This window comes from Dyella amyloliquefaciens (assembly GCF_004296575.1).
In the GTDB taxonomy this organism is placed as follows: domain Bacteria; phylum Pseudomonadota; class Gammaproteobacteria; order Xanthomonadales; family Rhodanobacteraceae; genus Dyella; species Dyella amyloliquefaciens.
The window spans coordinates 308,344-320,260 of record NZ_SAYT01000004.1; the positions used below are offsets into that span (position 1 = coordinate 308,344).

General features: G+C 65.8%; 12 protein-coding genes. 7 read left to right on the top strand and 5 right to left on the bottom strand.

Annotated features, from left to right (window positions below; all coding sequences use genetic code 11):
* Nucleotides 1–24: 24 nt before the first annotated feature.
* Together EPB08_RS11690 and EPB08_RS11695 are read left to right on the top strand one after the other, a co-directional pair.
* A complete protein-coding gene (locus EPB08_RS11690; protein ID WP_130619266.1) occupies nucleotides 25–618 on the top strand; it encodes a malonic semialdehyde reductase in 594 nt (197 codons plus the stop codon).
* 57 nt (nucleotides 619–675) lie between these two features.
* Entirely contained in the window at nucleotides 676–1,269 is a 594-nt protein-coding gene (locus EPB08_RS11695; protein WP_130619267.1) for a YceI family protein, read from the top strand.
* Nucleotides 1,270–1,340: 71 nt separating this feature from the next.
* Here EPB08_RS11695 and EPB08_RS11700 read toward each other — a convergent pair whose 3' ends face one another.
* On the bottom strand, nucleotides 1,341–2,594 hold the full coding sequence (locus tag EPB08_RS11700) for a Yip1 family protein (protein ID WP_130619268.1): 1,254 nt from the start codon (nucleotides 2,592–2,594) through the stop codon (nucleotides 1,341–1,343).
* Nucleotides 2,595–2,854: 260 nt separating this feature from the next.
* On the opposite strand from EPB08_RS11700, the gene EPB08_RS11705 reads away from it, so the two are divergent.
* The 4 genes from EPB08_RS11705 to EPB08_RS11720 all read left to right on the top strand — a co-directional run bounded on the left by EPB08_RS11705 (nucleotide 2,855) and on the right by EPB08_RS11720 (nucleotide 6,404).
* Nucleotides 2,855–3,061 carry a zinc-finger domain-containing protein gene (locus tag EPB08_RS11705; protein ID WP_130619269.1) on the top strand — a complete coding sequence of 69 codons (207 nt, stop codon included), beginning with the start codon at nucleotides 2,855–2,857 and terminating at the stop codon, nucleotides 3,059–3,061.
* A 97-nt stretch (nucleotides 3,062–3,158) separates the two neighbouring features.
* Nucleotides 3,159–4,286 (top strand): glycosyltransferase, encoded by a 1,128-nt coding sequence (locus EPB08_RS11710; RefSeq protein WP_130619270.1) that lies wholly within the window; start codon nucleotides 3,159–3,161, stop codon nucleotides 4,284–4,286.
* A 61-nt stretch (nucleotides 4,287–4,347) separates the two neighbouring features.
* Entirely contained in the window at nucleotides 4,348–5,619 is a 1,272-nt protein-coding gene (locus EPB08_RS11715; RefSeq protein ID WP_130619271.1) for an O-antigen ligase family protein, read from the top strand.
* Entirely contained in the window at nucleotides 5,616–6,404 is a 789-nt protein-coding gene (locus tag EPB08_RS11720) for a glycosyltransferase family 2 protein (RefSeq protein WP_130619272.1), read from the top strand. The genes EPB08_RS11715 and EPB08_RS11720 overlap by 4 nt, the downstream gene beginning before the upstream one ends.
* 124 nt (nucleotides 6,405–6,528) lie before the next feature.
* On the opposite strand, the gene EPB08_RS11725 is transcribed toward EPB08_RS11720, so the two are convergent.
* Nucleotides 6,529–7,443: a VirK/YbjX family protein gene (locus EPB08_RS11725; RefSeq protein WP_130619273.1), complete on the bottom strand. Its 915-nt coding sequence runs from the start codon at nucleotides 7,441–7,443 to the stop codon at nucleotides 6,529–6,531.
* A gap of 68 nt (nucleotides 7,444–7,511) precedes the next feature.
* Nucleotides 7,512–8,429: an LpxL/LpxP family Kdo(2)-lipid IV(A) lauroyl/palmitoleoyl acyltransferase gene (gene lpxL, locus EPB08_RS11730; RefSeq protein ID WP_205746342.1), complete on the bottom strand. Its 918-nt coding sequence runs from the start codon at nucleotides 8,427–8,429 to the stop codon at nucleotides 7,512–7,514.
* 136 nt (nucleotides 8,430–8,565) lie between these two features.
* Here lpxL and waaA point away from each other — a divergent pair, with 136 nt between their 5' ends.
* Entirely contained in the window at nucleotides 8,566–9,831 is a 1,266-nt protein-coding gene (gene waaA / locus EPB08_RS11735; protein ID WP_130619275.1) for a lipid IV(A) 3-deoxy-D-manno-octulosonic acid transferase, read from the top strand.
* 68 nt (nucleotides 9,832–9,899) lie between these two features.
* Here the strand turns inward: waaA and EPB08_RS11740 are convergent, their stop codons facing one another.
* Both EPB08_RS11740 and EPB08_RS11745 read right to left on the bottom strand, forming a co-directional pair.
* A complete protein-coding gene (locus tag EPB08_RS11740; protein ID WP_130619276.1) occupies nucleotides 9,900–11,228 on the bottom strand; it encodes a TolC family outer membrane protein in 1,329 nt (442 codons plus the stop codon).
* 26 nt (nucleotides 11,229–11,254) lie between these two features.
* Nucleotides 11,255–11,914, bottom strand: a complete 660-nt coding sequence (locus EPB08_RS11745; protein WP_130619277.1) for a protein-L-isoaspartate O-methyltransferase family protein — start codon at nucleotides 11,912–11,914, stop codon at nucleotides 11,255–11,257.
* Nucleotides 11,915–11,917 lie beyond the last annotated feature (3 nt).

Here is an 11,917-nt window from a genome sequence, read left to right on the forward strand (position 1 = left end):
CGCGTCCTGACCTGAAGGATACCCATGAGCGAGATGCTTTCCGAGGCCGCCCTCGACCAGTTGTTCCGCAGCGCACGTACCTACAACGCGTGGCTGCCGAAGGCGGTGAGCGACGAGCAGCTGCACCAGCTCTACGAGTTGGCCAAGTTCGGCCCGACCAGCGCCAACTCCTCGCCGATGCGCCTGGTGTTCGTGAAATCGCAGGAAGCCAAGGCGAAGCTTTCGCCCTTTCTCTCCGAAGGCAATCGCGCCAAGACCATGGCGGCGCCGGTCACCGCCATCGTGGCGACCGACCATGAGTTCTACGAAAAGCTGCCGCAGCTGTTTCCGCATGCCGATGCGCGCAGCTGGTTCGCCGGCAACCAGCCGCTGATCGATGTCACCGCTTTCCGCAACGGTACGCTGCAGGGCGCCTACGTGATGATGGCGGCGCGTTCGCTTGGCCTGGACTGCGGTCCGATGTCCGGCTTCGACAACGCCGGCGTGGATGCCGCGTTCTTTGCAGGCACCACCATCAAGGCCAACTTCCTGGTCAATATCGGCTACGGCGACGCCAGCCGTGACCTGTTCCCGCGCAGCCCGCGTCTCAGCTTCGACGAGGCCTGCCGCATCGCCTGAGCCGGTATCGGCTCGATCGTTCCGCGCAGTCCCCCCAAACCCTTAGGAGATTCCTACATGCGTGCACTTCGTTACCTCGTTCTTGCCGGTCTGCTTGGCGCTGCCGTCACCGCCCAGGCGGCTCCGGTCACCTACACGATGGACCCGGGCCACACCTTCGTGCTCTTCAGCTGGAACCACTTCGGGTTCTCCAACCCGACCGCGAACCTCAGCCTCGGCCAGGGCACCCTGGTGTTCGACGACAAGGATCCGTCCAAGTCGTCGGTCGACGTGACGTTGCCGCTGGCCAACCTCGACACGCACGTGTCCAAGCTGGACGAGCACCTGAAGAAGCCGGACTTCTTCGATGCCGACAAGTACCCGACCATCACCTTCAAGAGCACCAAGGTGCAGGCTGCCGGCGGCAACAAGTACAAGGTTACCGGTGACCTGACCGTGCACGGCGTGACCAAGCCGGTCGTGCTGGACGCCACGCTCAACAAGAGCGGCGAGCATCCGATGATGAAGGTGCCGACCGTGGGCTTCGATGCCGTGGCCACGCTCAAGCGTTCCGACTTCGGCGTGGGCGCCTACGTGCCGAACGTGAGCGACGAGATCAAGGTGCGCATCACCACCGAGGCCTCGGTGCCGAAGACCGAAGCCACCAAGTAAGTCCGGTCCGCCGGAAACTGAAAAGCCCGCGCCGTGATGGCGCGGGCTTTTTTCTTGCGCGTCGATGGCGCTCAGTGGCTGCTGACGCCCTCGTTCTTCAGCGAGTCGAGCTTGTCCAGGTCAATGCCGTTCACCGCCTGCTTCAGCTGGTCGATGCTGTCGGGGTTGCCCGATGCCTTCACCGCGAAGCGCTGGGCCACCACTACGCTGTACTCGCCGTTCCTGGCGTTGTTGTCCCAGGCCTCGTGCACGAGGCGGCCGTTGCTGGTGTAGCTCTTCTGGTAGCCATGGTCGGTCTGCTGCTCGGAGTCAGGCGCCACTGCGCTGGCCACGGCCATCATGCTGCGCATGTTGCCGGTGTCGGTGACTTCCAGTTCGATATCGTGACCCTGGCCGTCGCTGTAGTCGGCGCGGCCTGTGGTGACCTGCACGCCCATGCCGCCGTTGCGCTCGGCGGAAAGGTGGCCACGCTTCATGCCGGCCAGGGTATCGGGCAGGAATTGTTCCATGACGTTCGCGGGCAGGGACGTCACATTGCCATCGGCACCCGCCATGCGTGCCATCGCCGCCTGCTGCCCCGCGGTATCGCCGGATTTCTGTGCGGCCTCCAGGTCCTTGCTCGCCTGTTCGGCGTGCTGCCCTATGGCGGCGAGCTTCCCGATTGCACTGTTCGCATCGACCGAGACCTTGTTGCCCTGGCCGTCGTCCAGCTGCACCTGATGCATTGAAGTGCCCGAGAGCGCGGCGACGCCGATCACGCTGGCCAGGACCAGCGCAACGATCCAGCTCAGCACGATGGCGATGATCACTGTCACGGCTGTATAGCCGCCCGCCTTCTCGACCGGGCAACGCATGGTGTGGGGCAGGCCGAGATAGATCAGGTAGATGCTGTAGATGCCGCCGGCGAGGGCGACCAGCCAGCCCAGCCACGGGATGATGACCGCGATGCCGCCCACCCAGCTGGCGGTCCATGCATAGGCCACCACCTTCAGTGCCTGCACGGGGTCTTTCTGGCCTCCGAAAGCGGGTGCCAGCGCATTGACGATCAGCGCCGTCACATAGGTCACCGCCAGCATCAGCAGGTAATACAGCACCATGCCGACCAGGCCCATGGCGACCGGCGTGTGCATGTGGATGCCCAATGCGCCGTAGCCGATCAGGCTGCCCTTGATGAAGTGCGCGATGACCGGCAAGGCCGCCACGATGGCGATGTAGTTGCGGAACAAGCCGCCGGTCGATGCCGGTTCGGCGGCAATCACCGGCCACTCGGTCTGTGGCGTGGCAAGAATGGCCCTGATGCGGCTGAAGATTTTCCCGAAGTCCATGACAGTCCTTGTGTACTGGATGGAAAGGCCGGTCCTGCGATGACCGGTGCCTGCCTGCGTGGCGAACCCCTGGAGATCGAGGCCCCTGGAAACGACCGCGCACCCGGGACCTGCGCGCGGGATTCTCGACCCGCTTCCGAACCGCCGACACTCGCCGCACGGACTATGTCCTCCGTTGCAGGGCAGGGCGCCCCGCCACCGCGCCCTATGGCCGGCCTGTTAACATGTTCGGCCCGGTCTCCCGATGGAGTTTTGCCCCCATGTCGCCTTCCTCTGCGGCTGCCCCGCTGATCCCCGCGAATGCCGAAAATCGTTACGAAGTGACGCGCGCGGACCTTCCGTTGTCCTGTCCCATGCCCGGCATGGCGCTGTGGAACTCCCATCCGAAGGTCTATCTGCCGATCGTCGAGGATGGCGGCGAGTCCGCATGTCCTTATTGTGGCGCGCATTACGTGCTGCGGGACTGAGTTTTCCCCGAATAGTTGCGTTTGAAACTATTGCTGGGGCGCATTTAGGCACGATTGCTGCTTGCCTCTAGGGATGAAGGCACCTTACGAATCCATCATGTCAGCAGTCGCCACGCCAGCGAGGTCTATGACCGTCGTTCAGCTGATCCCCGCCCTGCAATCGGGCGGCGCTGAACGTTCGGCGCTGGAAATTGCGCGCGCGCTGGTGGCTGCCGGTCACCAGTCCGTGGTGATTTCCGCAGGTGGTCGCCTGGTGTCGCAGCTGGAGGCCGAGGGTAGCCGTCACATCACCCTGGACATCGGCCGCAAGTCGCTGAGCACGTTCATGAAAGTGGGCGCTCTGCGGCGCGTGCTGCGCGAGCTCAAGCCCGATATCGTGCATGCCCGTTCGCGCCTGCCTGCCTGGGTGGGCTGGTGGGCGATCAAGGGCCTCAAGCCCTCGCCGCATTTCGTGACCACGGTGCACGGGCTCAACACGCCCGGTCGCTACAGCTCGATCCTGCTGCGTGGCGAGCGGGTGATCGCCGTATCGCAGACCCTGCGCGACTACATGCTCAGCCACTACACGTGGTTGGAGCCGTCGCGCGTACGCGTCATTCCGCGTGGCATCGACCCGGACGCCTTCCCGTACGGTCACCGCCCCGACGACGCCTGGCACAAGGCCTTCTTCGCCGAGTTTCCCAGCCTGGCGGGGGCACCGCTGCTCACCCTGCCGGCCCGCGGTACGCGACTGAAGGGCCATCACGACGCCATCGAGCTGGTAGCCGAGCTCAAGCGCCGCGGCATCGACGTGCGCCTGCTACTGCTGGGCGTGATCGAGCCCGGCCGCGAAGCGTACGTGGCAGAGCTGCGTGAACTGATCCACAGCCGCGGCCTGGATGCGCAGGTCGTGCTCACGCCGCCGCGCGCGGACGTACGCGATATCTACGCCATCTCTTCGCTGGTACTGCAGCTGTCGAACAAGCCGGAGTCCTTCGGCCGAACGGTCATCGAGGCGCTGTCGCTGTGCCGCCCGGTGCTGGGCTATGCGCATGGCGGCGTGGGCGAGTTGCTGGCCGAGCTGTATCCCGCCGGCCGCGTGCCGCCGTCCGACCAGGAACGACTGGTCGAGCGTGCCGCCGAGCTGCTGCGCGTGGCGCCGCCGATTCCCATGTTGCAGAGCTATCGCCTCAGCGACATGCAGCAGGCCACGCTGGCGCTCTACGACGAACTCACCGCGGCCTGAGCGGCCCGGATCGGCGTACGGCTCACCTACAATGCGTGAGTCGTAATCAACCGATGCCCGCATGAGTTCATTCGCCGCTTCCCTGAAGGTCGCCCTGCGTTCGCCCCTGCTGCCGTTCTGGCTGGTGATCGCCCTGTTGCCCTTCGGGCGCAGCTCGGAACTGGGCACCTTCCTGTGCCTGATCGGCACCGTGCTGTTGTTCGCGCGTCATCCGTCCGCGCTGCGCGAGCACGCCGGCGCACGATTGCTGCTGTGGCTGCTGGCCGCCTATATCGGCGCGGCCCTGTTGTCATCGGTGGATTCGCTGACGCCGGGCAAGAGCTGGTCGACCGTGGCGGCCTTGCTGCGCTACGTGCCGCTGGGGCTGTATGCCTGCTTTGCGATCCGCCGGGCGGAAAAGCTCGATGCGCTGTATGTCGCCGTTGCCGTGGTGGTGGCGTTCTGGGTCGTGGATGCCTGGATGCAGGCATTGACCGGCTGGAGCCTGGCCGGGCGCGCCGAGCCCGAGCGTATTTCCGGGATCTTCGGCGCCACCAACCTCAAGCTGGGTCCCACCTTGTCGGTGCTCTCGCCGTTCGTGCTGTGGGCCGCGCGGCAGCGATGGGGCATCAAGGGTCTGCTGCTCGCCTTCGTGCTGCTGCTGGGTCCGGTGCTGATGTCCGGCTCGCGGGCATCCTGGCTGTGCTACATGCTGGTGGGCATCGGTTATGCCTGGCATGTCGTCCGTTCGCCGGGGCGCTTCCTGGCGGTGGCCTGCGCGGGCCTCGTCGTGATGCTGGCGGCGGGTGGCGTGGCATGGAAAACCTCCGAACGCTTCCATGAGCGCATGGATCGCACGCTGCAGGCGGCGCACGGCACCGGCGCGTCGCTCGACTGGGCGACCAGTGGGCGCCTGGATATCTGGCGCACCAGCATTGCGATGTTCGAGGGGCATCCGATCAACGGGGTTGGCGTGCGGGCCTATCGCAATGCATACCCGACGTATGCGCCGCCGAACGATCACTTCGTGGTCAGCGAGGAAGCCTGTGGGGTCGGCGAGGGCGCCTGCCACGCCCATCAGTGGGTGCTGGAGGTGCTTACTGAAACCGGCACGCTGGGCTTCCTGTGCTGGCTGGCGGCCATCGTTGCGGCGGTACGGGCATGGCGATGCGTCGGCGCCGACGCGCGGGAGCGTGCTTTCCCGGTGACGCTGGCGCTGGCCGTGATGCTGTTTCCCCTGAACACCCATCTCGCCTTCTATTCGGCATGGTGGGGTTTGCTGTTCGCCTGGCTGCTGGGCCTGTGGTGCGCGGCGCTGTACGTGTTTCCGCGCAGCGAGGGAGCACAGGCATGACGCGCGAGCCGCTGTCGGTGGTGGTGATCACCTACAACAACGCCGATACGCTGGACGCCTGCCTGAGCCGGGTCGACTGGGCCGAAGAGATCATCGTGCTCGACTCCGGTTCGACCGATGACACGATCGCCATCGCGCACCGGCACGGCGCCCGCACGGCCGTCCATCCGTTCGACGACTACGGGCCGCAGAAGCAGCGCGCCTACGACATGGCCAGCCACGACTGGATCCTCAACCTGGACGCCGACGAGATCCTCTCGCCCGGCACGCGCGAGGAAATCGAGCGTGCGCTGACGGCGCCGCGTCATGCCGGCTTCCGCTTGCCGCGCCGCGAACGCATGTTCTGGACTCTGCAGCATCGCTGGAGCTGGCGTAACGGCCACCTGCGCCTGTTCGATCGCCGGCGCGGTGGCATGAACGACGTCGAGGTCCATTCGGCCGTGGAAGTGCGTGGCCCGGTAAAGACCTTGTGGCGCGCGGATTTCGTCAACGACGGCGACACGGACATCGCCACCCGCGTGGAAAAGATCAACCGCTATACGACGGGCATGGTGGCGTACAAGCTGCGCAAGCGGCAGCGCTTCACCGGCCTGCGCATGGTGTTCTATCCGCCCGTGTTCTTCCTGCGCCAGTACATCGGCAAGCGCTACTTCCTCAACGGCTGGGCCGGCTTCATCGCCAGCGGCACCGGCGCGTTCTACGCTTTCCTGAAGTACGCGAAGCTGCACGAGGCCCGCGAGATCGCCGCGCGCAGGGCGCGCGACGAGCGTACGTCGCGGAACTGATACCACGCGAAGGCGTTATCCGCGCCGGCGGCGGATTCGAATGAAAACCGATCTGGCGCGAGCCATGACGGTGCCGCGCTCGTGCGCGCCAACCGGCACGTTTGCCGGCTGACATCGCACGAGGTCATGCTGCCTGCGGAAGCGCCTGCGGCTGGCCGCGCAGCGCTGCCAGCAGCTGCGCGCAGGCATCGCGCCGCAGTTGCTCGCGACGGCGGAACGCGGAGCGATGCTTGCTCTCCACCTGCGCTTCGTCGCGAACGGGCTCGATCACGGGCAGGGCGAAGAAGCCGTCCGCTTCCAGTACGCCCTGGCATTCTTCCCAGAAGCCGTCGTAGTCGGCCTTGATCTTGTCGGCCTCGCCGGCGAACGGGTGGGCGAGGTTGCTCACGCCGCGGACCTGCCGGGCTCCGGTGAACGAACCGAACGCCAGCAGCAGCGAGAACAGCAGATTCTTCGGACGCAGGCCGTAGCTCTGCTTGGTCAGTTCACGCACGGCTTCGCGGCCCAGTTCGGCGCTCGCGCCCTGCAGGCAGCCGATCAGCAGCGTGTGGCCGTCATCCGCAATGCTGAAAGTCGCCGACGACAACAGCTGGCCCTGGACGTTGGCCAGGCACAGCGCGAGCTCGCCTTCGCGGCTGCGGCCGAGTGGGCGGCGCAGCTCGAGCAGCAACTCGCTGCCATCCTTCAAGACCAGCGTGCCAAGGTTGAAGTGGCCGTGCAGATACACGGCTTCCGTCAACGCCCTTGGCAGATTGCCGAAGGCGTAGCGGTAGTGGCTGCGTATCACCGCGAGGCGACGCGCATGGCCAAGGCGGCGATTGATGTAGTGGTGGTGCCAGCGCTCGTGCAGTCGCGGGTCGTGCGCGACCAGCGCCGACATGCGGGGTGAGCCGTACAGTTCGCCCAGCCACGCGGACTGACGCCGCGCCATGTGGGCGCTGCGGGCGATGTACTTGAGGCCGGCGACGAGCCGTTTGTGAAACGGACCACGCCAATCACGGCGCTGGCGCAGTGAGCGCAAAAACAGGGAAAGGGACATGACGCAACACGTGTCGGGGAAAACACCGCGTGCGTTGTATCGTAAGTTCCTGTCGTCGGTCTGTCAGATCAGTAGACGGACGGGCTTCCTTCCGGTCGCGTCTTGAAGCGCTTGTGGACCCACAGGTACTGCTCGGGGGCGGCGCGCACCATCTCTTCGATGCATAGGTTGATGCGCGCGGTGTCGTCCAGCGAATCGCGGCTGGGGAAGTCGTCCAGCGGCGCACCCAATCGCAATGCGTACCCGGCATTGCCGGGAAGGCGGCGATGGAAGAAGGGGATCACCAGCGCGCCCGAGAGTCGGGCCAGATGATGGGTGGCGGTGATGGTCGCTGCGGGCACGCCGAAGAACGGCACGAACACGCTGTCCTTGCTGCGCATGTCCTGGTCCGGTGCGTACCAGAGCGTGCCGCCGTTGCGCAGGTGCTTCACCGTGCCGCGGATGTCGTCCTTGTCGAACATCGCCTCGGCGTAATCCAGCCGGGCGCGCAACACGGCCCATTCGAAGGCAGCCGAATCCATCTTGCGATACATGCCCGAGATGCGGATGCGCTGCGACACGAGGCGTGCGCACAGTTCCAGGTGAGAGAAGTGGCCGCCGACGAGCAGCACGCCCTTGCCCTGGGCGCGCGCGATCTCGAGGTGTTCGAGTCCTTCGATGGTCACGGGTACGTCGGCGATGGCCTGTTCGCTGCCCATCCAGCCCAGGGCGAACTCCGCCATCATCAGACCGATGTCGCGCAGGTGCGCATCGACGAGCGCGGCCTGTTCGGCTTTCGACAGCTCGGGAAAGCACAGCGCGATGTTCACCTCGGCGATATGCCGGCGCGGCGAAGGCACCCGCTGCACCAACTGGCCCAGGAAGCCGCCCAGAGCCATCAGCCAGGTGCGGGGCAGGCGGGCGATCAGCCATATCACGCCGACACCAAGCCAGCCGGGCCAGTGCTGAGGAGCGAGCAGGGAGGGCGTGAAAGAGGGGCGGGACATGCCGGGCATCGCGCGATTGTAGGGAACAAGCCAAATCGAGGCGAGCCGCGCGGATCAAGGCAAAGGCGGGAAAGTCCCCGGGACGGGACATCATGGCGAGCCGATATACTGGCGCACCGCATCGAAGGGCCGGCCATTGCTTTACCTGTACACCCTCGCCATGTACCTGGTGACGCCGATCATCGTGCTGCGTCTGCTGGCGCGCGGCGTGCGCTACCGCGACTACCACAAGCGCTGGCGCGAGCGTTTCGGCTTCTTCGATGCGCCGGGTTTCAGCGGCAGTCTCTGGGTGCACGCGGTCTCAGTGGGCGAGGTCAACGCCGCCGAACCCCTCATCAAGGCACTGCGCAACGATTACCCCAACGCGCCGCTGGTGGTCACCACGGTGACGCCGACCGGGTCCGAGCGCGTGCGCCAGCTGTTCGGCGACAGCGTGTTCCATGTCTACCTGCCCTATGACCTGCCATTCGCCGTGACGCGCTTCCTGCGTCGCGTGCGCCCGCGCCTGGCGATCATCGTGGAGACGGAGATCTGGCCGAATCTCTATTTCGCCTGCCGCAACCGTGGCATTCCGTTGATGATCGTCAACGCGCGCCTGTCGGAGCGGTCGTTGCGCGGCTACAAGCCGATGGGCGGCCTCGTCGCACGCGCACTCAGCTGTGTCAGCCAGATCGCCGCGCAATCGCGCACCGATGCCGCGCGCTATCGCGAGCTGGGTGCCGATCCCGAGAAGATCGTGGTCACCGGCAACCTCAAGTTCGACATGCCGGTGCCCTACGACGCCGAACTGAAGGGTGACGAGCTGCGCCACCAATGGGGCCACCTGCGGCCTGCGTGGATCGCGGGAAGCACGCATGAGGGCGAGGAACTGCCGGTGCTGGAAGCGCATCTGGAAGTGCTCACGCGCTGGCCGGATGCGTTGCTGCTGATCGCGCCTCGCCACCCCGAGCGCTTCAAGCTGGTGGAGAACTCCGCACGCAGCCTCGGCTTCACGGTGGGCACGCGCAGTGCCGATCGCGTGCCGTCGGCATCCCATCAGGTGTTCGTGATCGATGCCATGGGCGAGTTGATGCCGTTCTATGCGGCCTCCAATCTCGCCTTCGTCGGCGGCAGCCTGGTACCGATCGGCGGCCACAATGTGCTGGAGCCGGCAGCCTTGTCCACCCCGGTGCTGGTCGGACCGCATACGTTCAATTTCGAGGAGATCACGCTCACCCTGATCCAGGAGGGTGGGGCCATGCGCGTGAACAGCGCCGAGGAACTCGGGACGCACGTGCTGCAGCTGTTGCGCGACGAACCCCGCCGCGACCGCATGGGCATGGTGGCGCGCATCGTATTCGACAGCGAGCGCGGCGCGGTGAAACGCGTGATGGGGATGATCGATCGCCTGCTGCAGGAATAAACGTCCATCCATCGCAACAAAAAAGGCCGGGCAATGCCCGGCCTTTTCGTTGGTGCAGCGAGGCAGCGTTACTGCAGCATCGCGTTGACCGTCTCCATGTCCTTCAGGTCGATCGAGCCTGCCGACTGCTTGAGCTCCAGCTGGTCGAGCACCAGCTGGTGGCGCGACTGCGAGTAGCTGCTCTCGGCCTGGGTCAGGGTCTGAATCGCGTTGAGCACGTTCAGCATGGTCTGGGTGCCGACGTCGAAACCGGCACGGGTGGCTTCCAGCGCCTTCTGGCCGGAGTCGACGGAGGCCTTGTTCGCTTCCACCTGGCTGATGCCGGCAAGCACCGAGCGGTAGAAGTTCAGCGTGTCGCGCACCACCTGGCGGCGGGTGGATTCCAGCGAGTCCTGCGCTTCGTCGCGCTGGTAGATCGACTGGCGGACCCTGGACTGCGTGGCGCCACCCGAGAAGATCGGGATGTTCACCTGCAGGCCGACCGTGGTGCCGTAGTCGCCGTTGCCGCGCACGTTGGAGCTGCCGTTCTCGAGCCAGGTGGTGTCCTTGCCGCGCGACACCGAGGCGCTGAGCGTCGGCAGGTGGCCGGCGCGCGCCGCGTCGATGCTGTGCTCGGCAGCCTGCACGCTGTACTGGCTGGCCTGCACGGTGGCATTGGTCTTCAGTGCGGACTGCACCCATGCGTCCGGATCGGCCGGGTTCGGCGGGGCGAGCGGCAGGTCTTCGCGCAGCTTCTTCAGGTCGGTCACCGGCTTGCCGGTGATCTGGGTGAGCGCTTCCTTGGCGTCGTTGAGCGTGTTCTGGGCGGCGATGGTCTGCGCCTTGGCCAGCTCGTAGTACGACTTGGCCTGGTACACGTCGGTCACTGCCGAGAGACCCACCTTGAAGCGCTGGTCGGCCTGGTCATAGGCCTCCTTGTAAGCGTCTTCGTTGGCCTTGGCGAACACCAGCGCATCCTGGCTGGTGAGCACGCTGAAGTAGGCCGTGGTGACACGCACATAGAGGTTCTGCAGCGAGGCCTCGTAGGTCGAGTCCTGCGCCGATGCCTGCGAGTGCGCCGCCGACAGGTTAGCCCACTGGCTCATGTCGACGATGGACTGGTTCAGCGTGGCGGACAGGTCGCGGGTACGCGAATGACCCTGGCCCTGGATGGTGCCATTGGCCAGATTGCTGCCGGTGGACTGCTGGGTCAGGCTGAAGGCGCCGTTGAGCTGAGGCAGCATCACCGCACGCGCCTGGTTGACGCCTTCACCGGTGGCGAGGCGGGTAGCCTCCGCCTGCGACAGCACCGGATCATTGGCGCGGGCTTCTCGGTATGCATCCAGCAAGTCCTCGCTGTGGCCGGCCAGCGGGAGCGCCGACAGGGCCAGGGCAAGGGTCAGAAGCTTCAAGCGCATGGGTTGCCTCATGTTTGGGGAATGGGTCAGAAAACGAAGCGACGCGGCGGTTCGGCGTGCTTCAAGTACGGCAGGTCGGTTTCGAACAGCGACTCTTCGCGGTAGCGGCCGTTGCCTTCATGGGTAAGCAGCAGCACCTGCTGCACCGGCGACTCGCCGCGCGTCACCAGCAGGCGACCACCGGGCTTGAGCCAGGACAGGAAGCGCTGCGGAATCTGCGAGACCGCGCCCGTCACCACTACGGCGTCAAACAGGCCGTTGGGCTGCCAGGCCGAGATGGCCTCGCCCACTTCCAGCTTCGCGTTGGCGATGCCGGCGTGCGCCAGGCGCTCGCTCGCCGTCGCGATGAAATCGGCATGGATGTCCACGCTGACGACACCGGCAGACAGCTTGGCCAGGCAGGCGGTGAGAAAACCCGAACCCGTGCCGATTTCCAGCACCTGGTCCGTGGGGGCGAGTTCCAGTGCCTGCAGCACGCGGCCCTCGACCACCGGCTTCATCATCACTTCGCCATGGCCCAGCGGCAGGCACAGGTCGGCAAAAGCGAGCTGGCGATGCTCGGCGGCAACGAAATCCTCGCGGCGCACGCTGCCGAGCACGTCGAGTACGCGTGCATCCAGCACCTCCCAGGGGCGCACCTGGTTTTCCACCATGTTGACCCGCGCCTGTTCGAAGTTCATTGCCATCTT